At 75.0% G+C, this 24,240-nt stretch carries 28 protein-coding genes; 14 read left to right on the plus strand and 14 right to left on the minus strand.

Annotated elements, in window-relative coordinates:
- Window positions 1–91 precede the first annotated feature (91 nt).
- Window positions 92–1,129, plus strand: a complete 1,038-nt coding sequence (locus tag OG900_36135) for a TerD family protein (GenBank protein ID WUH95052.1) — start codon at window positions 92–94, stop codon at window positions 1,127–1,129.
- A 115-nt stretch (window positions 1,130–1,244) separates the two neighbouring features.
- Here OG900_36135 and OG900_36140 read toward each other — a convergent pair whose 3' ends face one another.
- Complete coding sequence (locus tag OG900_36140) at window positions 1,245–2,405, minus strand: glycosyltransferase (protein ID WUH95053.1); 1,161 nt, start codon at window positions 2,403–2,405, stop codon at window positions 1,245–1,247.
- 77 nt (window positions 2,406–2,482) lie between these two features.
- Between OG900_36140 and OG900_36145 the strand changes: the two genes are divergently transcribed.
- Together OG900_36145 and OG900_36150 are read left to right on the plus strand one after the other, a co-directional pair.
- Window positions 2,483–3,256 carry an aspartate/glutamate racemase family protein gene (locus OG900_36145; protein ID WUH95054.1) on the plus strand — a complete coding sequence of 258 codons (774 nt, stop codon included), beginning with the start codon at window positions 2,483–2,485 and terminating at the stop codon, window positions 3,254–3,256.
- A 45-nt stretch (window positions 3,257–3,301) separates the two neighbouring features.
- Entirely contained in the window at window positions 3,302–3,847 is a 546-nt protein-coding gene (locus OG900_36150) for a hypothetical protein (GenBank protein ID WUH95055.1), read from the plus strand.
- Between the two features lie 51 nt (window positions 3,848–3,898).
- Here OG900_36150 and OG900_36155 read toward each other — a convergent pair whose 3' ends face one another.
- Window positions 3,899–4,993: an O-antigen ligase family protein gene (locus OG900_36155; protein ID WUH95056.1), complete on the minus strand. Its 1,095-nt coding sequence runs from the start codon at window positions 4,991–4,993 to the stop codon at window positions 3,899–3,901.
- 190 nt (window positions 4,994–5,183) lie between these two features.
- On the opposite strand from OG900_36155, the gene OG900_36160 reads away from it, so the two are divergent.
- The 4 genes from OG900_36160 to OG900_36175 all read left to right on the plus strand — a co-directional run bounded on the left by OG900_36160 (window position 5,184) and on the right by OG900_36175 (window position 9,061).
- Window positions 5,184–5,693: an NUDIX domain-containing protein gene (locus tag OG900_36160; GenBank protein ID WUH95057.1), complete on the plus strand. Its 510-nt coding sequence runs from the start codon at window positions 5,184–5,186 to the stop codon at window positions 5,691–5,693.
- A 153-nt stretch (window positions 5,694–5,846) separates the two neighbouring features.
- Entirely contained in the window at window positions 5,847–7,472 is a 1,626-nt protein-coding gene (locus tag OG900_36165; protein WUH95058.1) for an MFS transporter, read from the plus strand.
- Window positions 7,473–7,630: 158 nt separating this feature from the next.
- Window positions 7,631–8,677 carry a hypothetical protein gene (locus OG900_36170; protein ID WUH95059.1) on the plus strand — a complete coding sequence of 349 codons (1,047 nt, stop codon included), beginning with the start codon at window positions 7,631–7,633 and terminating at the stop codon, window positions 8,675–8,677.
- Window positions 8,678–8,797: 120 nt separating this feature from the next.
- Window positions 8,798–9,061, plus strand: a complete 264-nt coding sequence (locus OG900_36175) for a hypothetical protein (GenBank protein ID WUH95060.1) — start codon at window positions 8,798–8,800, stop codon at window positions 9,059–9,061.
- 50 nt (window positions 9,062–9,111) lie between these two features.
- Here OG900_36175 and OG900_36180 read toward each other — a convergent pair whose 3' ends face one another.
- From OG900_36180 to dhaK, 3 genes are all read right to left on the minus strand, one after another.
- Complete coding sequence (locus OG900_36180; GenBank protein ID WUH95061.1) at window positions 9,112–9,516, minus strand: PTS fructose transporter subunit IIA; 405 nt, start codon at window positions 9,514–9,516, stop codon at window positions 9,112–9,114.
- Window positions 9,513–10,175, minus strand: a complete 663-nt coding sequence (dhaL, locus tag OG900_36185; GenBank protein WUH95062.1) for a dihydroxyacetone kinase subunit DhaL — start codon at window positions 10,173–10,175, stop codon at window positions 9,513–9,515. The genes OG900_36180 and dhaL overlap by 4 nt, the downstream gene beginning before the upstream one ends.
- 103 nt (window positions 10,176–10,278) lie before the next feature.
- Window positions 10,279–11,271, minus strand: a complete 993-nt coding sequence (gene dhaK, locus OG900_36190) for a dihydroxyacetone kinase subunit DhaK (GenBank protein ID WUH95063.1) — start codon at window positions 11,269–11,271, stop codon at window positions 10,279–10,281.
- A gap of 147 nt (window positions 11,272–11,418) precedes the next feature.
- Here dhaK and OG900_36195 point away from each other — a divergent pair, with 147 nt between their 5' ends.
- From OG900_36195 to OG900_36205, 3 genes are all read left to right on the plus strand, one after another.
- Window positions 11,419–12,285, plus strand: a complete 867-nt coding sequence (locus OG900_36195) for a DUF2236 domain-containing protein (protein ID WUH95064.1) — start codon at window positions 11,419–11,421, stop codon at window positions 12,283–12,285.
- A 90-nt stretch (window positions 12,286–12,375) separates the two neighbouring features.
- Window positions 12,376–14,601, plus strand: a complete 2,226-nt coding sequence (locus tag OG900_36200) for a serine/threonine-protein kinase (GenBank protein WUH95065.1) — start codon at window positions 12,376–12,378, stop codon at window positions 14,599–14,601.
- A 70-nt stretch (window positions 14,602–14,671) separates the two neighbouring features.
- Window positions 14,672–15,367, plus strand: a complete 696-nt coding sequence (locus OG900_36205) for an alpha/beta hydrolase (GenBank protein WUH95066.1) — start codon at window positions 14,672–14,674, stop codon at window positions 15,365–15,367.
- A 340-nt stretch (window positions 15,368–15,707) separates the two neighbouring features.
- On the opposite strand, the gene OG900_36210 is transcribed toward OG900_36205, so the two are convergent.
- From OG900_36210 to OG900_36230, 5 genes are all read right to left on the minus strand, one after another.
- Complete coding sequence (locus OG900_36210) at window positions 15,708–16,634, minus strand: phosphotriesterase (protein WUH95067.1); 927 nt, start codon at window positions 16,632–16,634, stop codon at window positions 15,708–15,710.
- Window positions 16,631–16,807, minus strand: a complete 177-nt coding sequence (locus OG900_36215; GenBank protein WUH95068.1) for a carboxymuconolactone decarboxylase family protein — start codon at window positions 16,805–16,807, stop codon at window positions 16,631–16,633. The genes OG900_36210 and OG900_36215 overlap by 4 nt, the downstream gene beginning before the upstream one ends.
- Window positions 16,801–17,388: a DUF4865 family protein gene (locus tag OG900_36220; protein WUH95069.1), complete on the minus strand. Its 588-nt coding sequence runs from the start codon at window positions 17,386–17,388 to the stop codon at window positions 16,801–16,803. The genes OG900_36215 and OG900_36220 overlap by 7 nt, the downstream gene beginning before the upstream one ends.
- A gap of 55 nt (window positions 17,389–17,443) precedes the next feature.
- The gene (locus tag OG900_36225) at window positions 17,444–18,007 is read right to left on the minus strand and encodes a TetR/AcrR family transcriptional regulator (protein ID WUH95070.1); all 564 of its coding nucleotides are present in this window, start codon (window positions 18,005–18,007) and stop codon (window positions 17,444–17,446) included.
- Between the two features lie 99 nt (window positions 18,008–18,106).
- A complete protein-coding gene (locus tag OG900_36230) occupies window positions 18,107–18,655 on the minus strand; it encodes a hypothetical protein (protein WUH95071.1) in 549 nt (182 codons plus the stop codon).
- A gap of 143 nt (window positions 18,656–18,798) precedes the next feature.
- Between OG900_36230 and OG900_36235 the strand changes: the two genes are divergently transcribed.
- Together OG900_36235 and OG900_36240 are read left to right on the plus strand one after the other, a co-directional pair.
- The gene (locus OG900_36235) at window positions 18,799–19,467 is read left to right on the plus strand and encodes a response regulator transcription factor (GenBank protein WUH96051.1); all 669 of its coding nucleotides are present in this window, start codon (window positions 18,799–18,801) and stop codon (window positions 19,465–19,467) included.
- A gap of 1 nt (window position 19,468) precedes the next feature.
- Entirely contained in the window at window positions 19,469–20,734 is a 1,266-nt protein-coding gene (locus OG900_36240; GenBank protein ID WUH95072.1) for a HAMP domain-containing histidine kinase, read from the plus strand.
- A 46-nt stretch (window positions 20,735–20,780) separates the two neighbouring features.
- On the opposite strand, the gene OG900_36245 is transcribed toward OG900_36240, so the two are convergent.
- A complete protein-coding gene (locus tag OG900_36245) occupies window positions 20,781–21,251 on the minus strand; it encodes an isochorismatase family protein (GenBank protein ID WUH95073.1) in 471 nt (156 codons plus the stop codon).
- Between the two features lie 11 nt (window positions 21,252–21,262).
- Window positions 21,263–21,400, minus strand: coding sequence for a hypothetical protein (locus OG900_36250; protein WUH95074.1), 138 nt, complete (start codon window positions 21,398–21,400; stop codon window positions 21,263–21,265).
- Window positions 21,401–21,594: 194 nt separating this feature from the next.
- Between OG900_36250 and OG900_36255 the strand changes: the two genes are divergently transcribed.
- A complete protein-coding gene (locus OG900_36255; protein WUH95075.1) occupies window positions 21,595–21,834 on the plus strand; it encodes a DUF397 domain-containing protein in 240 nt (79 codons plus the stop codon).
- A gap of 116 nt (window positions 21,835–21,950) precedes the next feature.
- Here the strand turns inward: OG900_36255 and OG900_36260 are convergent, their stop codons facing one another.
- Window positions 21,951–22,655, minus strand: coding sequence for a maleylpyruvate isomerase family mycothiol-dependent enzyme (locus OG900_36260; protein WUH95076.1), 705 nt, complete (start codon window positions 22,653–22,655; stop codon window positions 21,951–21,953).
- Complete coding sequence (locus OG900_36265) at window positions 22,652–23,305, minus strand: pyridoxal 5'-phosphate synthase (protein WUH95077.1); 654 nt, start codon at window positions 23,303–23,305, stop codon at window positions 22,652–22,654. The genes OG900_36260 and OG900_36265 overlap by 4 nt, the downstream gene beginning before the upstream one ends.
- Before the next feature lie 48 nt (window positions 23,306–23,353).
- On the opposite strand from OG900_36265, the gene OG900_36270 reads away from it, so the two are divergent.
- The gene (locus tag OG900_36270; GenBank protein ID WUH95078.1) at window positions 23,354–23,989 is read left to right on the plus strand and encodes an ABATE domain-containing protein; all 636 of its coding nucleotides are present in this window, start codon (window positions 23,354–23,356) and stop codon (window positions 23,987–23,989) included.
- The last annotated feature ends 251 nt before the right edge of the window (window positions 23,990–24,240 follow it).

A 24,240-nucleotide genomic window follows, 5' to 3' on the forward strand; every position in this document is an offset into this window, starting at 1 on the left:
AATCGGTCAGTGGGACATGGTGTGATCAGGTAAAAGGCGTGCGTCTGAGGGGTTACCGGGGAGCCGTGACGCACCGGCGGAGGGGGGCGTCATGCTGCTGCGCAAGGGGGAAAGTGTCCGGTTGCCGACCGCCGAAGTCCGGCTGGAGTTCGGACGGGGGACCGGACCGGGCATACCGAGGGCCGATCTGTGTGCGCTTCTGCTCGTCGACGGCGCACCGCGCGGCGCCGGCGATCTTGTCGACGCGGAGGTGCCCGGACACGAGTCGGGTGCGGTCACCCACACCCGCACCACCGCGGACGACGGCGACGTCCTCGACACCCTCGTCATCGACCTGGCGTCACTCGAAAGAGCCGTCAGCACCGTGCTGGTGGTGATACGCGCCGAGGGCGGACCGCTCGGCCGCATCCCCGGGCTGCGGCTGCGCGCGATGGCCGAGGGCGGGCAGCAGCCGGTGCGGCTCGACTGCGGCGGTGTCACCGGCGGGCGGATGCTGGTCGTCGGCGAGTGCTACCGCGACGCCGCCGGTGAGAGGTGGCGGCTGCGCGCCGCCGCCCTCGCCGCGCCCCTCATGCCGCCCGGCCCGCGCCCGGCCCGGCCCGCGCCCGTGGTGCTGCCGCCCGCCGGTACGTGCGTCGGCCCGGGACTGCTGCGGATCGCCTTCGGCGCGGAGGGGGAAGGCGGGGCAGGCGTCGACCTGTGCGCGCTCTTCGAACTGGCCGACGGGCGCAAGGGCGTCGTCCAGCCGCTCGGCGGCGCCGCCGGTGCGCTGCGGCTGCCGCCGTACGTGCGGCTCGACAGCGACCGGCTCACCGTCAACCTCGACCACGCCATGCGCTTCCGGCGCGTCCTGGTCTTCCTCGCCCTGCGCGGCGCCGGGCGCAGCTTCGCCGACGTCCGCGGCACGGTCACGGTGCGGCCCGACCACGGGCCCCCGCAGGACTTCACCCTCAACCCGGGCAGCCCGGCCTCCACCGTCTGTGCCCTGCTCCTGCTCACCCCGGAGGGGGACGCCCTGCGCGTCCGCCGCGAGGCCCGCCACCTTGCCGTCCGGCACGGTGTCAGTCCCCAGCGGACCGTCGACTACGCGTATGGCTGGGGTCTGGTTTGGACCCCAGCCGCGATCTGACCCTCGCGCATCCGCTTGCCGCGGGGTGTGGGGGGGCCGTGGGGGGCCCGCGGTGGGTGGTCGTCCTCCCGCCGTCGTGGTGGGGCGCTCCGCTTTTCCCAGAGCTTCGCTTGGGTCAGGTGGGGTCCGGGCGGGAGTAGGTGCGGCCCTTCCAGGATGCGCCGTGGCCGCGGTAGTGCTGGATGGCGGAGTCGACGGTCATGAGGAGGTACAGCGCTGCGGTGCAGGGGAGGGTGGGGGCGAGCCACCGGCGTTGGCCGTAGTAGCGCAGCATCGGGAGATACGTCGCCGTCATGACGGCCCACGCGGTGGCGCCGAGGGCGCACACGGACCACGCCCCGGTGGCGGCGCCGCCGATGGCGGCGAGCGGGGGGACGAGGTAGATCAGGGTGAGGCCGACCACCGTGCCGGCCAGCAGCGCCGGGCTGTGGCGGAGTTGGGCGTAGGCGCTGCGCGAGACCATGCGCCACAGTTCGCCGAGGTGCGGGTAGGGGCGAACGCTGTCGACGCGGTCGGCGAGCCCGAGCCAGATCCGGCCGCCCGAGCGCCGTACCGCCCCCGCGAGGGCGACGTCGTCGATGACGGACTGCCGGATGCTGTCCGGCACCCCGGCCGCGTCGACGGCGCCGGCGCGGATCAGGACGCAGCCGCCGGCCGCCGCCGCGGTGCGGGACCGCGGGCGGTTGATCCGGCGGAAGGGGTAGAGCTGCGCGAAGAAGTAGACGAACGCCGGGACGATCAGCCGCTCCCACCCGGTCTCGACCCGCAGCCTGGCCATCTGCGACACCATGTCGAGGTCCGCGCCGACCGCCGCGGTGACCAGGGCGCGCAGGCTGTCCGGCCGGTGCGCGATGTCGGCGTCGGTGAGCAGCAGATACTCCGCCCCGGTGCGCTCGCGCGCGAGCGCGACCCCGTGGCGTACGGCCCACAGCTTGCCGGTCCAGCCGGCCGGCGGCTCGCCGGGGGAGGAGACGGTCAGCGGCAGCCCGCCGTGCGATCGGGCCAGTTCGCGGGCGGTCTCCCCGGTGCCGTCGGTGCTGCCGTCGTCGACCAGGAAGACCTCGGCCCGGCCGGGGTACTGCTGCGCCAGCAGCGACGGCAGGCTCAGGCCGAGCACCGCGGCCTCGTCCCGCGCGGGCACCACGACGGCGACCGCCGGCCATGCGGAGGGCTCGGCAATATGCCGCGGCAGCCGGACGTCCGTACGCCAGAAGAAGCCCTGTCCCAGCAGCAGCCACACCCACACCAGCAGGGACAGCCCTGCGATCACTGTCATCACCGTCACCCGCGGCAGTCTGCCGCACGCCGGGTGCCGGTCGGCGGCGCGGTCGGCGTGCCGCATAGGGTGAGGGGGTGAAGATCGCACTCGTGGACTCCGGTATCGGACTGCTGGCCGCCGCCGCGGCCGTACGGCGGATGCGCCCGGACGCCGATCTCGTGCTGTCGTGCGACCCGGAGGGCATGCCCTGGGGTCCGCGGACCGCGCAGGATGTCAGCGACCGCGCGCTGCGGTGCGCGCTGGCCGCGGCCGAACGCGGCCCGGACGCGCTGATCGTCGCCTGCAACACCGCTTCCGTGCACGCGCTGACCGCGGTGCGGGCCGCGCTGGAGCCGGCCCTGCCGGTGGTCGGCACGGTGCCCGCGATCAAGCCCGCCGCGGCGGGCGGCGGCGCCGTCGCCATCTGGGCGACGCCCGCCACCACGGGCAGCGCGTACCAGCGCGCCCTGATCGCCGAGTTCGGCAACGGCGCCGAGGTCACCGAGGTGCCGTGCCCCGGGCTCGCCGACGCCGTGCAGGCCGCGGACACCGCCGCGGTCGCCGCCGCGATCGCCGCGGCGGCCGCACTGACCCCGGTGGGCGTACGCGCGGTCGTGCTCGGCTGCACGCACTACGAACTGGTCACCGACCGCATCGCGGCGGCCGTGCCCGGCGCGGAGATGCTCGGTTCCGCCGACGCCGTCGCCGCGCAGGCGCTGCGCAGGATCGGCCAGGCGGTGCGGCCGGCGGCCGCCGGCGTCCTCGGCGGTCTTGAGGTGCTGCTCAACGGGCGCGGTGCCGCGCTGCCGGACGTCGCGGCGGCGTACGCCGAAGGTGCGGCGCTGGCCGTGACACCCGCCACGGCGTGACGTCGCAGGGCTGCCCATTGCGTGCCGTATGAGTACGCTTCGAGCATGACGCACGCTCCCCGACCGGAGTCCGTCGCGCCCCAGGTGTGGACGGGCCGTGCCAGCAACCGCATGCAGTGGGTTCTCGCCGCTGCCGGCGCCGCCTGCCTCGCGCTGGGCGTCGAGCTGGCGGTCGACCAGCCCGCGACCACCGACCTCGCGCCGCTGGTCATGTCAGTGGTGGGCTGCCTCGCGGTCGGGCTGCTGATCATCTTCGGCACGGTCGCCTTCACCCATGTCAAGGTCCAGATCGACCGGGACTGCGTCGAGGTGCGCTGCGGCCACATTGGGCTGCCGCGCCGGCGGATCTCGCTCGCGGACGTCAGCGGCGCCAGCCTGGTGCCGCTGATCAGCCCGCGCAGCTGGGGCGGCTGGGGCTACCGCTGGCGCCCGGAGAAGGGCACGGCCGTCGTCGTCAGGCGCGGCCCCGGCATCATCATCGAACTCGGCGCCGGGCACCGCTTCACCGTGACGGTGGACGATCCCGAGGGAGCCGTGCTCGCCATCCGCGCCTGGCTGCGACTGCGGGCCGTGACGCTGGCCGGCTCCTGACGGGCCTGCACCCCTCGCGGCGGGCGGTCGCCGGCTTCGGTTCCGCCTGGCTCAGTCGGCGGGGGGGAAGGGGTCGGGCGGGAAAGGGCGGGCCGTCGCCACACCGGAGAGGAAGCCGGCGCCCGCTGTGACGACGGCGTAGCTCAGGACGTGGTCGACGGTGGCGAGCATCGCCAGGCCCGTGAGGGCGGCGGCGGCCGTGAGCACCACCGGCGTGGGGCGGGGGGAGCGCCACAGGGCGGTGAGGAGCCAGCCGAAGGCGAGGGCCAGCAGGGCGACGCCGGGGATGCCCTGCTCGGCGGCGAGCTGGAGGGGCGCGGACTGCGGGGACTCGGCTGCCGGGGCGAGGTCGGTCCCGGTCGCGGGCGGGGCCTCGTCGGCGAAGCGCTCCGGGCCGACACCGCGCAGCGGGTGCTTCTCCGCCAAGTCGACCGCCTTGTGCCACAGCTCGACGCGGGGCTGGGTGAGCTGGCCGGTGAGGGACTGCGACAGGCCCTGCGGCAGCGTGTCCGTCGCCACCGCGGCGCTGCCGCCGACCGCGAGCGCCGCGGCCAGGGCGAGGCCGGCCAGGCCCAGCATGCGGCGCCGCATCCGGGCCGCGGCCAGGGAGCACAGGACGATCGCGACGCCCGCCGCGAAGCCGGCCGCGGAACCCAGCGCCAGGGCGGCCGCGGCGGCGCCCGCGCCCACGCAGCGCAGGGCGACCCGCCGGGCCGCGCCCCGGGCGGCCCAGGCGGCGCAGCAGGCGGCGCCGACGGCCAGCACGAGCAGGGCGGCGTCGGCGTTCGGGTAGCCCAGCGGCGGCGCGTCCGGGTGCGCGGACAGCCGGGTCGGCGGTATGAGCACCAGGGCCAGTACGGCGCCCGCGGCGGCGGCCGGCGCCAGGACCGGCAGCAGTGCGCCCAGGATGCGGCCGAGCGCGTAACCCGCGGTGACGGCGAGCAGTGCCAGCAGGGTGCCCTCGGGGCGGGCCGGCCGCCCGGCGGCCGCGATCAGCGTCCAGACGGCGCAGCAGACGAGCACCACGATGCCGGCCGCGTCGACGAAGCCGCCGCTGCCCCGCCCCTGGGCGTCCCGGCCCTGCGGCGGGCGGTCGCCGCGGTCCGCCCGAGTGGCGCCCGGCGTGCCGCCGGCCGTCGTGTCCATGCCCCCGTACCCCCTGACGCCACACGGACGCGACGGGTGCCGTCACACCCGCGTTCCCCGCGTGGGCGCTACCTGTCGGGCCACCGTAACGGCTGATGGAGCCGCTGTGGACACTTGTGCGGCAATGAGGTATTCGTTGGGAAACCTGGTGCAGATGTGGCGTTCACCGGGCGTCTCGTAGGCTCGGGCCATGGCGACTCCGCAATTCATCCTGGACATCCGCGCCAAGGCGGGCGACACGCTGCTGTTCCTCCCGGGCGTGGTGATGGTCGTGTTCGACGAGCGCGGCCGGGTATTGCTCAACCGCCGGGCCGACACCGGCAAGTGGGCACTGATCAGCGGTATCCCCGACCCCGGCGAGCAGCCCGCGGAAGCGGCCGTGCGGGAGATCGAGGAGGAGACCGGCGTCGCGGCGATCGTGGAGCGGGTGCTGAGCGTCTTCACCAACGAGCCCGTGGTCTACGGCAACGGCGATCGGGCGCAGTACGTGGACATCGTGCTGCGCTGCCGCGCGGTCGGCGGCGAGGCCCGGGTCAACGACGACGAGTCGCTCGATGTGCGCTGGTTCGCGCTGGACGAGTTGCCGCCGCTCGGCCCGATCGCCCGCGGCCGGATCGAGCTGGCGCTGCGCGGCGACCCCACCTGGTTCGCCCCCGCCCCTGTCCCCGGGATCGCCGACCGCGGCTACCGGGCGCCCTGAGCCGCCGCGGGGCCGGTCCGCCGGCCCCGCCTTCCCGTGTGATCCACGCCTCACCGCACCGGCGCGATGTCACATCGCGCCGCGCCGCACACCTCTGCCTCGTACGACCACGAGGCCGTGAGCGACTGTGCCGCGCGCGGCGAGGAGGAGACTGTGAACAAGTTGCGGGGCAACCCGTGGGCGATCCTGACGGTGCTGTCCATCGGGTTCTTCATGACACTGCTCGACCTGACCATCGTCAACATCGCCATCCCCGACATGGTCGACCGCCTGGACGCCTCACTCGACCAGATCCTGTGGATCACCAACGCCTACACCCTGGCGCTCGCCGTCCTGCTGATCACCTCGGGGCGGCTCGGCGACCTCAACGGCAAGAAGAACCTCTTCCTCTACGGCGTCGGGCTCTTCACCCTGGCCAGCCTGGCGTGCGGCCTCTCGCAGAACCCGAGCGAGCTGATCACCTTCAGGGCGGTCCAGGGCGTGGGCGCGGCGATGCTGCTGCCGCAGACCCTGTCGCTCGTGGTGGACGTCTTCCCGACCGAGAAGCGCGGGGTCGCGCTCGGCGTGTGGGGCATCGTCGCCGGCGTGTCGGGCGCCGCCGGGCCCACGGTGGGCGGGCTGCTGGTCACCAAGCTGGACTGGCGGTGGATCTTCTTCGTCAACATCCCGCTCGGCGTGATCTGCGTCATCGGCGCGATCGTCCTCTTCCCGGCGCCGGCGAAGACCGTCAGGCACCGCTTCGACGTGCCGGGGGTGGTCCTGTCCTCGGTCGCGCTGTTCCTGCTGTCGTTCGGCCTGATCGAGGGTGAGAAATACGACTGGAACGGCTGGATCTGGGCCACCGTCGCGGCCTCCGCCGTGGTGGGCGGGATCTTCCTGGCCTACCAGCGCGGCCGGCAGGACAACGAGCCGCTCGTGCCGTTCTCGCTCTTCCGGGACCGCAACTTCACCCTCATGAACTTCGTCGGCGTCGCCGTCTCGTTCGGCATCGTCGGGCTCTTCCTGCCGATGACGGTCTACCTCCAGTCGGTGCTGGGCTACAGCGCACTCAAGGCCGGCCTGGTGCTGCTCCCGCTGTCGGTCGGCACGTTCGTGACGGCGGGTCCTGCGGCGGTGCTCGCCGACAAGGTGGGCGCCAAGTACATCCTGATGACCGGCCTGACGCTCTTCGGCGGCGGCCTGGCCTGGATCATGGCGGTCGCTGACGTGGGCAGGAGCTGGACGGGTGTCGTCGCCCCGCTGTTCGTCATGGGCCTCGGCGCGGGCTGCACCTTCTCGCCGATGGCCACCGAGGTCATGCGCAATGTGCCGCCCAAGCTCACCGGCGCCGCGTCCGGCGTCAACAACGCGCTGCGGCAGGTCGGTTCGGTCCTGGCCGGCGCCGTGGTGGGCGCGGTGCTCCAGGGGCGTTTCGCCTCCGCGCTGAAGGAGCAGGCGGCGCAGCGGGCCGGCGACGTGCCGGCCGCCTACCGCCAGTCGTTCGTGCGGAATTTCGACGCGGCGGGCAGGCACCTCGACGTGGCGGCGCAGGACGCGGGGCCGCGGGTGCCGAAGGACGTGCCGGCCGATGTCGCACACCGCGTCCAGGACGCGGCGGGCGCGGTCTTCGGGCACGGCTTCATCGACGCCATGGGGCCGACGCTGCTGGTCTCCGTGGGAGTGCTCGCGCTGGGCGTGGTGAGCTGCCTCTTCGTCGTGAGGTTCGAGGGTACGGCGGCGAATCCGCACGGACTGCCGCTGAGCGACGAGGAGATCGCGGCCGCCGAGACCGCGGCGTAAGGCGGCAGCGGCGGACCGGGCGCGCGGGACTGCGGCCGTACGGCTGTACGCCACAACCGCGGTGGCACACTGGGAGGGACCGCGCCCTGCGTCGAGGCAGGGGGCGGACCCGCTCAGCCGCGCGTGCCCGCACCCCGACGCAAGGGGAAACGCCTGCCATGCCCGACGTGCCGTACGAGGCCGCGATCAACGAGGCACTGGAAAGACTCGAACACGCCGGCTTCTTCTTCGGCTCCGGCGGCCCCGGCAACCAGCTCCGCGGCTTCGCCATCCACGCCCCCATGGGCGCCGAGGCGCTCGCCGTGCTCGGCCACGGCGAGCTGGTGCCCGGCTGGGTCGACGGTTACGCGGCCCGCCGCGGCTTCGGCACGCCGCCCGACCCGTTCGCCCCGATCGACCCCGCCGACCCGGCGTCCTGGCGTGCCGCGCTCGGCGAGACCCGGCGGCTCGCCGACTGGGCGACGCTCTTCCGGCGCGGCATCGACGACGCCGGCTGGCACGCGACGCTGGTGGCCTGGTGGCCCCGGCTCACGCCCGGCGTCATGGCCGGCCTGACGCACGGTCTGATCCGCACCGCGCACGCGGTACGCAGCGCGGCGGCGGTGCCGGAGCCCAGCCCGCTGCAACTGCACGAGATAGCCAACGGGCTGGCCTTCTGGGCGGCGATGTACCAGCCGCCCAGCAGCGCCATGGTCCGCGGGGCGCGCGCCATCGGCACCGTGCGCACCCTGGGCAGGCGGCCCGCCGGCCGGCTCTTCGCCGCCGCGGACGCGCGGCTCGGCGAGTCGGTGGACGCGGCGGTCGCCGAACTCGCGGCGACCAGCGCAGGCCGCTATCTGACGGTGTCGGGCCGGGTGCCGGTGCCGGCCGTCCACACCGTGACCGCGCCCGCCGCGCTGCGCATGGTGCTGCCGCACCTGCCGGCCGAGCTGGCGGCGCCCTCCTACGAAGCGGTCCGGGAGGTGTGCGGGACCCTGCTGAACCTGTTCGCTCCCGGCGGCCCCGACCACCGGCCGGAGCCCGCGGTGGACGGCGACGACCCCGGCGTCCAGCGGCGGGTGCTGGCGGCCGCCGTCGAGCTGGGCGACGAGCACGCGATCAAGATGGCGGAGGCGGCCGCGCGCGAATACGCCGACCACCCCGACCCGCGGTATTTCGCCGCCGCCCACCACGCGGTGCTGCTGCTCGGCGGGTCGCCGGGCTGACCGCGGGCCGGCTCGCACACATATTCGCCAAATGCCGTCTGGCCAGCGGACTTTGTCAGTGCCCGGCGGTAAAATGGACAGTGTTCGTCAGGGTCGGCCCGACGTCGCAGGAGGATGCCGATGGCTGTTGCCGTACTGTCCGCGCCGAAGTCCCCACTCCCCAGGAAGCCACTGCCCGCCGGCCGTCCGCGCGGCTGGTATGTCGCGCACAACCGGCGCCTGAAGACCATGCGCCTGGTGATAGCCCTGCTCGACGCCGGGATCTACGAGCCGGCCCAGGCCGGCAACCGGCGGATCCGCGACACCGCGGAGCGGATCGGCGTCCACGAGCCGTCCGACACCACCTGCCGCATGGTCCGCACCCTGCTGGTCTACGGGCGCTGACCGGCCAGGTCGGTCCCCTCCGCGCGACCCCGCGCGGAGGGGACCGGCGGTCAGGTCTTGCGGTAGGTGTACGCCTCCGCCGCCGCCGCGGCGACCGCGTCCAGGTCGGCGCCGGTCGAGGCGGTGACCACCGCGGCGACCGCGCCCTCCAGGAAGGGCGCGTCCACCAGCCGTGCCCCCGAGGGCAGTTCGTCGTCGGCGATCAGCGCCTTGACGGTCAGGACGGCGCTGCCCAGATCGGCGAGCACCGCCACACCGGCGCCGCGGTCCACCGACCGGGCCGCAGCCGCGATCAGGTCGGAGCTGGTGCCGAGCCCGCCGTCCGGCCCACCGCCCGCCGGGGCGACCGGCACGTCGCCGCCGCCCCCGGTCAGGCCCGCGGCGAGGTCCGCGACGGCACTGGCCACCTGGGCGCTGTGCGAGACCAGCACCACACCCACCAGCGGGGCGCTCACGCGTCACCCCGGGCGGTGTCGGCCAGCGCCTCGATCAGCAGCGCCGACGAGGTCGCGCCGGGGTCCTGGTGGCCGACGCTGCGCTCACCCAGGTAGCTGGCCCGGCCCTTGCGGGCCCGCAGCGGAGTGGTCGCCTTCGCGCCCTCGTCGGCCGCGGCCGACGCCGCGGTGAAGGCGTCCACCGCCCCGCCGCCCGCGTCCAGGGCGCCGGTCAGCGCGTCCAGGGCCGGCAGCAGCGCGTCCAGCATCGTCTTGTCGTCCGGCACGGCGCCGCCCAGCGCCGCCACGCCGTCGACGCCGGCGCGCAGCGCGTCCCGCAGCCGGGCCGCGGACACCGCCCGCTCCTCGCCCAGCTCCTTGCCGGCCCGCCGCAGCAGCGTGCCGTACAGCGGCCCCGACGCGCCGCCGACCGTGCTGATCAGCGTGCGTCCGACCAGCACCAGCACGCCGCCGGGGGTCTGTGGCGGCTCCTGCTCGACCGCCGTGCGCGCGGCCAGGAAGCCGCGCCGCATGTTCGTGCCGTGGTCGGCGTCGCCGATGGGGGAGTCCAGTTCGGTCAGCCGGGCCGCCTCGCGGTCCATGGCGCCGGTGGCCGCGTCGAGCCAGCGGCGCACAAAGGCCGCGTCGACCGGGGCCTCGGGATCGGGGGTTGCGTTCATCGCGGTCGCGCGGTCCTTTCGCCGGTGATAAGGGAAACGCCGGTGGTACGGATGACGTGCCGGTGGGCCGCCGGCCCGGTGGGCGGCCGGCGGCGGGCCGGGATCAGCAGCCCCAGCGCAGGCCGGGGGTCGAGACCGGTGCGTCCCACAGCCGCAGCAATTCCTCGTCGACCTGGCAGATCGTCACCGACGCTCCCGCCATGTCCAGCGAGGTCACGTAGTTGCCGACCAGGGTGCGGGCCACCGGGACGCGCCGCTCGGCGAGCGCGCGCTGCACCTCGGCGTTGAAACCGTACAGCTCCAGCAGCGGGGTCGCGCCCATCCCGTTGACCAGCACCAGCACCGGGCCGTCCGGGGTGAGGTCGGAGACCACCGCCTCGACGGTGACGTCGGCTATCTCGCCCGAGGTCATCATGGCCCGCCGCTCCCGGCCGGGCTCGCCGTGGATGCCGACGCCCAACTCCAGCTCGCCGTCCGGCAGGTCGAATGTCGGACCGCCCTTGGCCGGGGTGCTGCACGCGCTGAGCGCCACCCCGAAGGTGCGGGACGCCGCGTTGACCTGCCGGGCCACCGCCGCCACCCGGTCCAGCGGGGCACCCTCCTCGGCCGCGGCGCCGGCGATCTTCTCGATGAAGAGCGTCGCGCCCGTGCCGCGCCGGCCCGCCGTGTAGAGGCTGTCCGTGACGGCCACGTCGTCGTCCACCAGGACGCTGACGACCTGCACACCCTCGTCCTCGGCCAGCTCGGCGGCCATCTGGAAGTTCAGCACGTCACCGGTGTAGTTCTTCACGATGAAGAGCACCCCGGCGCCGCTGTCGACCGCGGCCGCCGCCCGGACCATCTGGTCAGGCACCGGCGAGGTGAAGACCTCACCGGGACAGGCCGCGTCCAGCATGCCTCTGCCGACGAATCCGCCGTGCAGCGGCTCGTGCCCCGAGCCGCCGCCGGAGACCAGCCCGACCTTGCCCTCGTAGGGGGCGCCGCGCCGCACGATGACCCGGCGCTCGACGTCGACGGTCAGCTCGGGATGTGCGGCGGCGAATCCGCGCAGCGCATCGGCGACCACGTTCTCGGCGACGTTGATCAGCATCTTCATCGGCTACTCCGTCCGCACGACGATGGAGGTCTCCAGCCTACGTTTCCGGCGCCGAGCAGGCACCACGTGGCGGCCGGGCGCGGTAGCGCGGGCCCCTGCCGCGGCGTGCGCCGGCGCCGATACCGTGGGCCGGGGAAGGAGGCCGCGATGGGCGAAGCGGACCCGGGGCTGTTCGGGCCCGACTCGGTGACCTGGCAGCTGCACGCGGACCCGGTCATGTGGGTGGCGGGCATCAGGGCGCTGTACCTCCAGGCGCTGCACCCGCGCGCGGTCCGCGGAGTCGCACAGAATTCCGATTTCCGCCAGGACGCCTGGGGACGGCTGCTGCGGACCGCCTCGTTCGTCGGCGGGATCACCTACGGCACCACCCCCGCCGCCGAGAAGGCCGGTGCCCGCATCCGGGGCATCCACCGCAGGCTCGGCGCCACCGACCCGGACACCGGGGAGCGCTACGGCGTGGACGAACCCGGCCTGCTGCTGTGGGTGCACTGCGCCGAGATCGACTCCTACCTCCAGGTCGCCCGCAGGTCGGGCTACCCGCTGACCGACGCGCAGGCCGACGCCTACGTGGACGAGCAGCGCGAGGCGGCCCGGCTGGTCGGCCTCGACCCCGCCGCCGTCCCCGCCGACACCGGGGCGCTGGCCCGCTACTTCGCCGCCGTCCGGCCGCAGCTGGCGGCCACCCCGGAATCCGCCGAGGTCGCGACCTTCCTCAAGGCGCCCCCGGTGCCCTGGCCGCTGCTGCCTGCCCGCCTCGCGGTGTGGCCCGCGGTGGCAGGCACCGCCAGGGCCGCGCTGGCGCCCTGGGCGCACGAACTCTACGGGTGGCCCGCGCCCTCCCAGGCCGCCGCCGACCGGCGGCTGCGGGCCGCGGGGCGGCTGCTGCGCGCCGTGCCCGCCCGGCTGCGCTGGCAGCTGCCGCCGGGGCACATCCTGGGCGCCGTCGACCGGCTCGGCCCCGGCAGCCGCCCCTCGGCCCGGCGGCTGCGCGGGGCGGCCGCCGGTACGCCCTGAGGTGTTATGCCCTGATGCGAGGTGCCCGCGCCGCCTCGCGCGGCCATACTGGGGGCGGGGAAGCACAAATGACCACGGGGGCGGCACGCGATGGCGGCGGGACATCACGGGAACCACCACGGACAGGGCGGCGCGGAGGCGCACAGCACCCTCATCCAGGGACGCTACCGGCTGCACGAGCTGATCGGCCGCGGCGGCATGGGCGAGGTGTGGCGGGCCCTCGACGAGTCGCTGGGCCGCAGGGTCGCGGTGAAGTGCCTCAAGCCCGCGGGCCAGGCCAGGGACGCCGGATTCACCCGCATCCTGCAGGAGCGCTTCCGGCGCGAGGCCAGGGTCGCCGCCGCGCTCCAGCACCGCGGCATCACCGTCGTCCACGACTTCGGCGAGCACGACGGCGTGCTCTACCTGGTGATGGAACTGCTCGACGGCCGCAATCTGCTCCAGGTCCTCGACGACGCCCGCAGGCACCCGCTGCCCGTGCCCGACATCATCGACATCGCCGAGCAGGTCGCCTCCGCCCTCGCCTACACCCACACGCAGGGCGTCGTGCACCGGGACCTGAAACCGGCCAACATCATCAGGCTCAGCGACGGCGCGGTGAAGATCTGCGACTTCGGCATCGCCAGGCTCGGCCACGACATCGGCTTCACCTCCCGGCTGACCGGCACCGGCGTGGCCATGGGCACCCCGCACTACATGTCGCCCGAGCAGATCGGCGCCTCCGGCGAGGTCGACCAGCGCAGCGACCTGTACTCGCTGGGCTGCGTGCTCTACGAACTGGCCACCGGAGCACCGCCGTTCGACCTCGGCGACACCTGGGCCATCCTGGTCGGCCACCGCGACAACGTGCCGGAGCCGCCGCGCGCCCGCCGCCCCGAACTGCCGGTCGACCTGGAGTGCCTCATCCTCGACCTGCTCGCCAAGTCCCCCGACGACCGCCCGCAGGACGCCGCCGACGTCGGCGGCCGGCTCAAGGCGCTGCGGGCCGGCGCGAGCAGCGGCGCCGGCGAGCCGCACCCCCGTACGACCGCGCCGACCGCCGAACTGCCCGGCTGGGCACGGCAGCTGACCACCGGCACCGCCGCGGTCTCCACCCGCCCCCGGCACACCGCGAACGCGCCCCGCCACGAGCTGACCGGCGCCTGGTCCACCCGCGGCCTGCCGGCCAGGCCGCGACCCGGCATGCTCACCGAACTGGCCGACCGGCACGCGGAAGGCATCGACCTCGCCCGGGTCGGCAACTGGCGCCAGGCCTACGACCTGCACACCGCCGTCGCCGCCGCCCGCGACCAGGCCCAGGGCGCCGAGCACCCCGACACCCTCGCCAGCCGCTACGAGGCCGCGTACTGCCTCACCGGACTCGGCCGCACCGAGGAAGCGCTCCAGCTGTACGCCTACGTCGGCGAGACCCGCGCCCGGGTCCTCGGCCCCGACCACCCCGACACGCTGGCCGCGCGGCACGAGGCCGCCTACGCGCTCAGCCTGCTCGGCCGTTTCCTCGAAGCGCACCAGGAATACGCCGAAGTGCTCGCCGCCCGGGCCCGCACCACGGGCCCCGACCACCCCGACACCCTCCAGTGCAAGCACAACCTGGCCTTCAACCTCGGCCGCCTCGGCCGCACACCGGAAGCGCACGCCATGGCCGTGGAGGTCGCCGGCGCGCGCACCCGCGTCCTGGGCGCCGACCACCCGCAGACCCTCGTCACCCGCTTCGAGGTCGGCCACCTGCTCGGCACGTCCCGCCGCTGGGCGGAAGCGCTCGACGTCTACCGCGACGTGGCCGAGGTCAGGACCCGCGTCCTGGGCGCCGACCACTCCGACACGCTCGCCGTCGACTACGAGATCGGCATCTGCCTGGGCCGCCTCGGCCGCAGCGCGGAGGCGCTGACGCTCTACGAGACCCTGGTCGAGGCCAGGACCAGGACCGCGGGCTCCGCCGACGCCGAGACGCTGCGCGCCAGGCACGCGCTCGGCGTCAACCTCGGCCGGCTCGGCCACTGGGAGCGGGCACTCGCAGAAGCCCGCGACGTGGCCGCCGTACGCGAACGCGTCCTCGGCCCCGTCCACCCCGACACGCTGGTCAGCAAGCGCGAGATCGCCGTCGGCCTCGGCTGGCTCGGCCGCTGGGCCGGGGCGCTCACCGTCTACCACGAGGTCGCCGACGCCCGCGAACAGGTCCTGGGCCCCGCCCACCCCGACACCCTCACCAGCCGCAACGACGAGGCCCAGTGCCTGGAGCAGCTGGGCCGCACCGCGGAGGCGCAGATCCTCTACGACCGGGTGGCGGCGCAGCGGAACGGTCCGCAGCGCCTGTGAAGGCGCCGCCGGTTGGGCCCACCGCGAACAGCCGGACCCGCGGCACCAGGTGCGTACTACTGTCGCCGGCATGAGCGACGTGCGGGAATACCAGGTCAACGGGATACGGCTGGTCTGCGAGCTGGCAGGGCCGGCCGACGGGGCGCCGGTGCTCCTCCTGCACGCCCTCGGCGAGGACCGCGGCTCCTGGTCGGCGGTCGCCGCCGCCCTCGCCGCGGACGGCCGCCGCACCATCGCGCCCGACCTGCGCGGCCACGGCGACAGCGACCACCCGGGCGACTACGCCTTCGAGGCGATGCGGGACGACGTCTTCGCGCTGCTCGACGCGATGGCGCTCGACCGGGTCACGGTCGTCGCCCACTCGCTCGGCACCGTCGTCGCCTCGCTGGTCGCGATGGACCGGCCCTCCGCCGTCGACCGGCTCGTCCTGGAAGAGGGCCCGCTGCCCTTCCCCGCGGACCCGCCGCGCCCCGTCGTCACCGGGCCGGGACCCGACCCCGTCCGCTACGACTGGCGGGTCGTCGCCGAGGTGGCACGCCAGCGCAATGCGCCTGCCGCGCGGCACTGGGAAGGGCTCGCGGAGATCACCGCGCCGACCCTGATCATCGCCGGCGGCCCCACGAGCCACCTCCGGCAGTCCGACCTCGCCCGGGTCGCCGCCCGCATCCCGGACGCGCGCCTCGTCACGATCGAGGCGGGCCACATGATCCACGACACGCGCCCATCGGACTACCTGTCCGATGTCCGCGCCTTCCTCCACCTCTAGCCGCCGCCCGGGGGCGCGACTCCCGTGCCGGTGCGTCGTGGCCGGTCGCGCAGTTCCCCGCGCCCCTGGGGTGGTGGCGGCCCGTCCCCACACGACGGTGCGTTGTGGTTGCGCGCGCAGTTCCCCGTGCCTCTCAAAAACGCGTGCCCTCCGCGGCAGGGGCCAACGCCTGGCGGAGGAGGACGCGAGCCCAGAGGGGCGCGGGGAACTGCGCGCCCCATCACGATGCACGCGCAGGCAAGCAACGCACCGCAAGGGGCAATCACCCCAGGGGCGCGGGGAACTGCGCGACCGGCCACGGCGGTGGTGCAGCCGTGGAGAAGGGGGAAGGGGCACCCCCTCAGGCGGGCCAGGGGGACGCGAGCGCGGCGGACGGGTTCGTGCGGAAAATGGCGTCAGCCACCTCCGCGCCGAGCTCGCGGACGACGCGGGGCCGCAAAGTGTGGAGGAGGTAGGGGGCGCCCGGGCCGGCGCCCGGGGCGGTGGTGTCGGCGCCGAGGAGGAGCTGGGAGGCGTGGCCCGCGGCCGCGAGGGCGACGAGGCTGTCGACCAGCCACGGATCCGTGGCGTGGTGCGCCCGGCTCGGGCCGTCGAAGGCGAGGTAGGCCCCGGCGGCGGCCAGTTCCCGGTGCACCCCGGGATCGGGGAAGCGGTTGAGGTGGCCGAGGAGCAGGCTGCGCGCGGGCACCCCCAGCTCACCGTGGAGCAGGGCGAGCACGTCGGCCGCCGCCGTACCCATCTCGTGGTGGACACCGATCGGCGCCCCGGTGGCGTGATGCGCGTGCGCCGCCGCGTCCATCACCCACCGCGTGTGGTCGTCCAGGGCGTGGAACATCCCGGCGACCTTGATCATCCCCGCCCGCACCGCTCCCGGCGCACCGCCCGGATCGGCGCCGGCGACCGTCCCCTCGGTCAGTTCCCTGACGAAGAGGGCCGCCAGAGCGTCGCCCCGGCGCAGCCGCCGCAGGACGCCGGGGTCGTAGTGCACCTCCTGGTGGAGCCCCGTCGCGGCGATCACGTGCACCCCCGTGGCACGTGACGCCGCGACGAGGTCCGCCACCCCCCGCCCCATCCCGAACGGAGTCCACTGCGCCAGCGCCCGGCCGCCGAGCCCGCGGAAGGCGGTGAGCCGGGCCAGCGCCTCCGCCGGGTCGTCCAGTTGCGGCTCGGGCAGCGCGGGGCTGCGCAGGAAGAGGTGGTCGTGGGCGTCGCACACCCCGAGCGCGGCGGGCTCGATGTCGCCGAGGACCGTACGGATCGCGCTCACGCCGGCCCCTCCTGTTCGCGGAGGACCGCGGCCGCGACCCGCAGCGCGGCGAGCGCCTCGGGCACCCCGACGTACGGGGCGGGATGCACCGTCACCTCGATGATCTCCTTGGCCTCGACGCCGATGCGCGGGCTGTTCGCCTCGCGGTCGATCGCGGCCCTGCGCATCACCACTGCCGTCCCGTCCTGATGTCGTCGATTCCGGGGCGGGACAGGTGCAGCACCTCGTGCCGGTCCTCGCCCGGCTCCTCGGGCGCGGTGTCCTGCCACAGGGTGAGGCGCAGCAGCTCCCAGTGCCGCGGGTCGACCATCAGCGCGGAGGAGTGCAGCCCCGGCCGGGTGGCGGTCAGCGCCAGGTCCTCCAGGGAGCGGGCGATCACCGCGGACGGGTCCTCGCCGGGGGCGATCTGCTGGGAGCGGCGGGCCGCCGCCCGCGGCGCGGCCGTGAAGGACGGGCCGCGGACGAAGCCGAGGCCTGTCCAGTGCTCCACGACCGGGCGCCCGAAGTCGCCGGCCAGAGCCTGGAACCCGGGTCCCCACAGGAAGCTGTTCATGCCTTCCGCGGTGTTCCACAGGTAGAAGGGCGCGTATTGGTTGACGGGGGAGCCGTCGACGCCCCGCTCCCTTGTCAGGTAGGCCTTCAGGCCGAGCCCGCGGAAGTCGTCGAGCAGGTGGCCCTTGGCGGCCACCCGGCGGCGGATGATGTTCATGTCGTAGTCGGCCGGCAGGGTGATCCGGTAGTTCATCGCGTGCACAGGTGCTTGCTCCTGCGGTGAGGTGGCGGGCGCGGGCCCGGGACGCCGGGGACGGTCAGGCGGCCTGGGCCGCGAGCAGCGCGACGGCCCCGCGCACGGCGCTGTCGAACGGCTCCTGCGAGCCGGCGGCGCGGGCGAGGACGTAGCCGCCCTGGACGACGGCGACGATCATCGCGGCGGTGTCGTCCGGGTCGAGGCCGGGGCGCAGCTCACCGCTCGCCACACCGTCGGCGAGGACCGCCGCGAGGTGGCCGGTCAGCCAGTCGAAGGTCTCCCGCACCGGTTCGCGCAGCTGCGCGCTGGCGATGACGTCGGGGTCCATCGCCATCCGGCCGACCCGGCAGCCGCGCAGCGCGTCGCGTTCGCGCACCAGGTAGGCGGTGGCCTTCTCCAGCGCCGTGCCGCCGCCGGCCATCTGCTCCTCGGCCTGCGCCCGCAGTTGCCCGGCGCTGCGGCGCATCGCCGCGACCGCGAGGTCCGGCTTGCCGCGGAAGTGGTGGTACATGCTGCCCTGGCCCGCGCCCGCCCGCTCCTGGATGGCCTTGGGGCTGGTGCCGACGTAGCCGCGCTCCCAGAGCAGCGCCTGGGCGCTCTCGATCAACCGTTCCGACGTCTCCATGCGAGCACTGTACATACTAGTAAGTACAAAAATCGACCCCGAAGCGGCCCGCGCCCCCGTGCCGTATGCGCGCGGGCCGCTCTCGGAGGCAGCGTCAGGTCAGCCCAGCACGGCGGACGTCGAGGCGCCCGACGTCGTCAGGCCCGCCTCGCCCGCGCCCGGGGCGCCCTTGGCGACGGTGCCGCCGCCGTCACGCTCGACGATGACGACGCCCTTGCCGCCCTTGCCGCCCTTGCCGCCCTTGGGGGGCAGCGGGGGCGGCGGCGGGCACTTGCCGCCCTTGGGCGAGGTGTCCACCGTGCCCTTGGGGACGAGCTTGCCGTTGACGTAGACCTTGCCGTTCACGATCTTCACGGTGGTCTTCCCGGGCGCGCCAGGACCGGCCTTCCCCGGCTTCCCCGGCTTCCCGGGCAGCGGCGGCAGCTTCGGCAGGCCGCCCGTCGGGCCGCCCTTCCCCTCGATCCGCACGACGCAGACGATCCGCTTCCCCGTCTTGTGGCCGGGCGCCGCCTTGGCGGGCTGCGTCTGGAACGTACTGCCGGACGCCGACGGCGTGGTCGCGGCGCCGCTGACCGGCGCGGTCGCCACACCGGTCAGGCCGAGCCCGGCGGTGAGCGCGATCCCCGCGAGGATCCTCTTGTTGTTCATGGTCTGGCCACTCCTGTGGGAGGTTTCGCCGCGATCGGTCGATCCGGCTCCTGGCAGCCTCGCCGCGGGCGGCTGAAGCGGACCTGAGGAGCCGACAGATGATCTTCATGTTCGCCTTAGGTTCGGCCCTGCACGCTGACCGCGTGCGCATACTGGTGGTGGAAGACGAACGCAGGCTCGCGGAACTGCTCAGCGACGGCCTGACCAGCGAGGGCTTCGCGGTCGACCTCGCCCACGACGGGCGCGAGGGGCTGTGGATGGCCACCGAGCAGCCGTACGACGTGGTGGTGCTCGACGTGATGCTGCCGCGGCTGAACGGCTACCAGGTCTGCGCCCGGCTGCGCGAGGCCGGGGTCTGGACGCCGATCCTGATGCTCACCGCCATGGACGGCGAATACGACGAGGCCGAGGCGCTGGACACCGGCGCCGACGACTACCTGACCAAGCCGTTCTCCTACGTCGTGCTGCTCGCCCGGCTGCGCGCCCTGGTCAGGCGCGGGCTGCGGGAGCGGCCCGCGGTGCTGTCGGTGGGCGACCTGCGGGTCGACCCGGCGGGGCTGCGGTGCAGCAGGGGCGATGTGCTGATCGCGCTGACGCCCAAGGAGTTCGCGATCCTGCACTGCCTGGCCCGGCGCGCGGGCGAGGTGGTGCCCAAGTCCGAGCTGCTCGCCAGGGCCTGGGACTTCGCCTACGACGGCGACTCCAACGTGGTCGAGGTCTACATCAGCGCCCTGCGCCGCAAGATCGACAAGCCCTTCGGACGTACGACACTGAGCACCGTGCGCGGCGCCGGATACCGGCTGGAGGCCTGAGATGGGCGTACGCCTGCGGACGACGCTCGCCGCGACCGCCGTCGTGGCCGCCGCCCTCGCGCTGGCCGCCGTCGCGCTCTTCACCGCGCTGCACGCGAGCCTGACACACTCGGCCAACGCGCTGGCAGCGCAGGACGCCGAGCACAAGGCCGCGGTGATCCGGACGGTCGGCTCGGGGCCCGGCACCAAGGACTCCGGCGCGGCGGCGGGCCTCCCGCCGGGGCAGGGCTCGGGCGGGCCGCCCCCGCCGCCGGGGGTCCCGGCCAAGGAGGCCGGCGGCATGGTCGTCATCAGCCGGAGCGTCGACACGGGGTCGGGCACCGTCACCGTCATGGGCACGGCCTCCCTCGCCCCGGTCCGCGCCGCCATGCGCACCCTGACCGCCGTGCTGGTGCCGGGCATCCCCGCGCTGCTCGCGCTGGTCGCCTGGCTCACCTGGCTCGCCGTCGGCCGGGCGCTGCGGCCGGTCTCCGCGATCCGTGCGAAGGTCGCCGACATCACCGCCCGCGACCTGCACGAACGGGTGCCCGTACCGGCGTCGAGGGACGAGGTCGGCGCCCTGGCGCGTACCGTCAACGCCACCCTCGACCGGTTGCAGACCGCGGTCGGCGCGCACCGGCAGTTCGTCGCCGACGCCGCGCACGAGCTGCGCAGCCCGATGGCGGTGCTGCGGACCCGGCTCGAACTCGCCCGCCCCGCCGAGCGCCGGCTCGCGGCGGCCGCGCTGGACGATGTGCAGCGGCTGCAGACCCTCACCGCCGACCTGCTGCTGCTCGCCAGGCTCGACGCCCGCGAGCCGATCCGCACCCGGGAGACCGACCTGGCGCAGATCGTCGCCGAGGAGGCGGCCCGCGCCCGCCCGCGCACCGACGTCCGGGTCGCCCTGCGGCTCACCCCCGACCTGCTGGTCGACGGCTCGCCCGACCACCTGCGCCGGCTCGTGGCGAACCTGGTCGACAACGCCGTGCGCCACGCGGCGGGCTCGGTGACCGTGGCGCTCACTCGCGAGGCCGGCTCCGGGCAGGCCCGGCTGGACGTCACCGACGACGGGCCTGGCATACCGTACGAGCACCAGGCCACCGTCTTCGACCGCTTCACCCGGCTCGACCACGCCCGCACCCGCGACACCGGCGGCTCGGGCCTCGGCCTGTCCATCGCCCGCGACATCGCGCTCGCGCACCGGGCGACCCTCCAGGTCGTCCCCGGTCCGCCGCCGGGCGCCAGGCTGCGCGCGGTCTTCCCGCTGCGGACCCCGGCCCGCCGCTGACCGGCCGGAGCGCACGGCCGGCAGCGGCCCGGCGTCGCAAAAGGCCTCAGGCGGCGGCGAATTCCACCTCCGCCGCCGTCACCACCGTGCCGAAGCGCGGGAAGTCCAGGGAGACCGCGGCCCGGTGCTCGGCCGCCGTCAGACCCGACATGGCGTCCTCGGCGAAGACCAGCCGGTAGCCGAGGTCGGCGGCGGCCCGTGCGGTGGACTCCACGCCCAGGTTGGTGGCGACACCGGCCATCACGAGGGTGTCCACGCCGCGCGCCCGAAGCCGTTCGTCCAGGTCGGTGCCCTGGAAGGCGCCGACGGAGTGCTTGACGACGACGATGTCGCCGTCCTGCGCGACCCCCTCCGCCAGTCCGCTGCCGGCCGGCTGCTCCGCCGCTCCGGGGCGCTGCGCCCTGACGGCCACCACCGGGGCGCCCGCCTCGCGGAAGGCTGCCGCCAGGCCCAGCGCGGCGGCGAGCACGTCGGGGCCGGGCAGGGGCGCGAGCGGTAAGGCCACGATGCGGTCCATGAGGTCGATCATCACCAGTGCGGTGCGGTGCGGGCCGGGTCGAGGCCGGGGGCGAGCGGGGACTCGCGGGCCGGTCCCGCGCCCGCGGCTCGCCCGGCCCTCGGACCCGCGACAGGCCCGGCTCCCTGTTCGTGATCATGTGCGGTCATGAGCGGACCCTACCCGCAGGGTCCGGCCGTCCGCCGGGTGTTCACAAGGGTGCAGGTCCGCTCGCAAGCGGTCGCGGAGCGGACCGCCGGGCGATCATGTCCCGGCCCGCGGCGGGCGGCTTCCGCCATCTTGTGTCGGCGTGCGCCCCGGCCGATAGGCTGGACGGGAAGGACGATGCGGGAGGAGAGCGGACGTGGCGGAAAGCACCACAGGACAGCCGTTGGCCAACGGGAAGAAGCCGCAACTGGATCTGACGGATGCGGAGTGGCTGTCCAGCAGCCAGGGCAGCGGGGACGTGCAGATCGCCTTCGTCGAGGGCTATATCGCGATGCGGGACGGGCGGCACCCCGACGGCCCCGCGCTGATCTTCACCCCGGCCGAATGGCGTGCCTTCGTTCTCGGCGCGCGTGACGGCGAGTTCGACCTCACCTGACGGGCGTCCACCTGACGGGCTTCACCCCGAGGCCCGTCATCTGACGGCCCGTCCGCCGGGCGTACGACACGGCACGGTCGTACGCCCGACGGTTCGCGGTGGCCCGAGCCTCGGTCTTACGGCCAGTTGCCCAGCTCCGGCAGCGGACCGCCGGTCAACTGCCCCTGCGGAGCCCGCCCCGCCATCCATGCCGCCAGGTCGGTGAGCCTGCCGCCGACCGCGACGGGCTCGCCCTCGCCGAACGTCCGGTGAAGGTCCGCGTCCACCGCGGTCAGCCGCAGCTCGGTCCCGGCCGGCACCCGCACGGCCAGGAAGTCGACCAGGTGGACGCACAGCTGCGGCGGCCATCCGTCGGGGCCCGTGCCCAGCAGCGCGTCCGCGGTGTGGATCTCCAGCTCCCGCCACCAGGCCAGCCCCGCGGTCCGCACGGTGCCGTCGCGATAGGCCACCGGCCGCCGCCAGTCGTCGGGTCCCACGCCGGCCCAGGACGCCTCGGCCTCGTCCAGCGCGTCCCCGACCGCCGCGGCCAACTGCGCCGCGCCGCGGCCGTGTCCGGCCTCGATCGCCGCGTCGCGGGCCGCCCTGCCGCCGTCGTAGACCTCCACCGTCCGGCCGCGCAGCGCGTAGCGCGCCTGCCGGGCGAGGGCTCGCGCGACCCCTTCGACGTGGCTGAGCAGATGGCCGCGGGTCCAGCCCGGCAGCGCGCTCGGCGCGCGGACCGCGTCGTCGGTGAGCCCGGCGAGCAGCTCGCGCAGCCGTGTCTGGCCCCCCGCCAGCGCCGAGTTCAGGTCGAGGTCCTCCGACGGTGCCTTCTCCGTCACGGCCACAGCAGTCCCCGCTTCCATCCGTCGTCGGTGCGCGCGTATTCGACCCGGGTGTGCCGGCGGTCGCGGTCGCCCTGCCAGAATTCCACGCTGTCCGGTTGCAGCGCGTAGAGCGTCCAGCCCGGTGCGACCAGGCCGCCTTCGCGGCCGATACGGGCGGCGGCCTCGCGTACGGCCGCGTCCCTGGTGGCCAGGTCCGGCAGCGGGGCGCTCTGCAGGCCGAGCAGCGCCTCGGCGCGGGCGCCGGGGGAGCGGGCCAGGAAGTCGGCCGCGCTCGCGTCGCCGCCGCCCGCGGTGACGCGGCCCCGCACCCGCACCTGGCGGGCCAGCGGCGACCAGTAGAAGGTGAGCGCCGCCGCCGGGCGGCCGGCCAGTTCGCGCCCCTTGCGGCTGGCGGCGTCGGCGGCGAAGTGCCAGCCGTCGGGCGAGACGTCCTTCAGGATCAGCACCCGGGCCGACGGGTCGCCGTCGGTGCCGATCGTGGACAGGGTCATGGCGTGCGGCTCGCGCACCCCGGCCTCCACGGCGGCGAGCAGCCAGTCGGTGAACAGCTCCCGCGGGTCGGCCGGCAGCGTGTCGGTGTCGAAGTCCGGCAGATCGCCCGAGAAAACGTCGAGTCCGCGCAGCAGTTCGCGGAGATCGGACACAGGCACCCCCTCCCTCTTAATGGTTTGAGGTGAGCGTAGCATTAGCCCATGCACGCTGATCATCTCGCGCTGGATCTCGCCGTGACGGTCCGGCACGACGGCCACGGCGGGGTCGCCGACGACCTCGCCGACCCGGCGGGGCTGACCGGCTGGGTGCGCGCGCACGCCGACGACCTGCGCGCCGACCTGGCCGCGGGGCCGTATACGGCCGCGACCTTCACCGCGGACGCCGCCGCGCTCGCCGCGGCCGTCGAGGTGCGCACCGCGGTCCGCTCCCTCTTCGCCCGCGCGGTGCTGCCGGGCCCGCCCAGTTCCGCCGACGCCGACCGGCTGCCGCCCGCCCGCCAGGCCCTGGACCGGCTCAACGCCGCCGCGGCCCTGGTCCCCGTCACCCCGCGCCTGGACTGGCCGCAGGACGGCCCCGCCACCGCGAGCCGTACCGTCCCCGGCACACCCTCGGCCGCCGACCTGCTCGCCGCCGCGCTCGCCCGGCACGCCATCGGCTTTCTCGCCGGCCCCGACCTGGACCTGCTGCGGGCCTGCCCCGCGCCGCGCTGCGTGCGCTACTTCGTCAAGGAGCACGCCCGCCAGGAGTGGTGCAAGCCCTCCTGCGGCAACCGCGCCCGGGTCGCCCGCCACCACGCCAGGCGTCGCGGCAATTCCGGCGGCGCCGTGACGGACTGACACCGGCAGGGGTCCTGACGGCCTGGCCACGGCTCCGCCGACAGGTGCTACGGACGGTAACGGGGGCGCATCCGGGGCGCACGGGAGAACAGGCATGGCGCGTGACGCATGGGCCCTGGCCGGTCGGGCGACAGGCGTGGCAGGCTCCCCGGAGGCCGGCCGCGAGGACACCTCCGCGGGCCGCCACCCACAGCGCCGTGCCGGCCGAGTCCCCTGCCAGTGGCCGACCGGCACGGCCGTTCATGCTTACA

Origin of the sequence: Streptomyces sp. NBC_00433 (assembly GCA_036015235.1) — a bacterium.
GTDB lineage: Bacteria > Actinomycetota > Actinomycetes > Streptomycetales > Streptomycetaceae > Actinacidiphila.

Bases quoted from the DNA above. Each gene is read 5' to 3' on its own strand.
- OG900_36230 (WUH95071.1), bottom strand. From the start codon at position 18,655: ATGAACAACAAGAGGATCCTCGCGGGGATCGCGCTCACCGCCGGGCTC.
- OG900_36170 (WUH95059.1), top strand. From the start codon at position 7,631: ATGCCCGACGTGCCGTACGAGGCCGCGATCAACGAGGCACTGGAAAGA.
- OG900_36240 (WUH95072.1), top strand. From the start codon at position 19,469: ATGGGCGTACGCCTGCGGACGACGCTCGCCGCGACCGCCGTCGTGGCC.
- OG900_36225 (WUH95070.1), bottom strand. From the start codon at position 18,007: ATGGAGACGTCGGAACGGTTGATCGAGAGCGCCCAGGCGCTGCTCTGG.
- OG900_36195 (WUH95064.1), top strand. From the start codon at position 11,419: ATGGGCGAAGCGGACCCGGGGCTGTTCGGGCCCGACTCGGTGACCTGG.
- dhaL (WUH95062.1), bottom strand. From the start codon at position 10,175: ATGAACGCAACCCCCGATCCCGAGGCCCCGGTCGACGCGGCCTTTGTG.
- OG900_36160 (WUH95057.1), top strand. From the start codon at position 5,184: ATGGCGACTCCGCAATTCATCCTGGACATCCGCGCCAAGGCGGGCGAC.
- OG900_36205 (WUH95066.1), top strand. From the start codon at position 14,672: ATGAGCGACGTGCGGGAATACCAGGTCAACGGGATACGGCTGGTCTGC.
- OG900_36270 (WUH95078.1), top strand. From the start codon at position 23,354: ATGCACGCTGATCATCTCGCGCTGGATCTCGCCGTGACGGTCCGGCAC.
- OG900_36140 (WUH95053.1), bottom strand. From the start codon at position 2,405: ATGACAGTGATCGCAGGGCTGTCCCTGCTGGTGTGGGTGTGGCTGCTG.
- OG900_36135 (WUH95052.1), top strand. From the start codon at position 92: ATGCTGCTGCGCAAGGGGGAAAGTGTCCGGTTGCCGACCGCCGAAGTC.
- OG900_36175 (WUH95060.1), top strand. From the start codon at position 8,798: ATGGCTGTTGCCGTACTGTCCGCGCCGAAGTCCCCACTCCCCAGGAAG.
- OG900_36155 (WUH95056.1), bottom strand. From the start codon at position 4,993: ATGGACACGACGGCCGGCGGCACGCCGGGCGCCACTCGGGCGGACCGC.
- OG900_36250 (WUH95074.1), bottom strand. From the start codon at position 21,400: ATGACCGCACATGATCACGAACAGGGAGCCGGGCCTGTCGCGGGTCCG.
- dhaK (WUH95063.1), bottom strand. From the start codon at position 11,271: ATGAAGATGCTGATCAACGTCGCCGAGAACGTGGTCGCCGATGCGCTG.
- OG900_36245 (WUH95073.1), bottom strand. From the start codon at position 21,251: ATGGACCGCATCGTGGCCTTACCGCTCGCGCCCCTGCCCGGCCCCGAC.
- OG900_36200 (WUH95065.1), top strand. From the start codon at position 12,376: ATGGCGGCGGGACATCACGGGAACCACCACGGACAGGGCGGCGCGGAG.
- OG900_36150 (WUH95055.1), top strand. From the start codon at position 3,302: ATGACGCACGCTCCCCGACCGGAGTCCGTCGCGCCCCAGGTGTGGACG.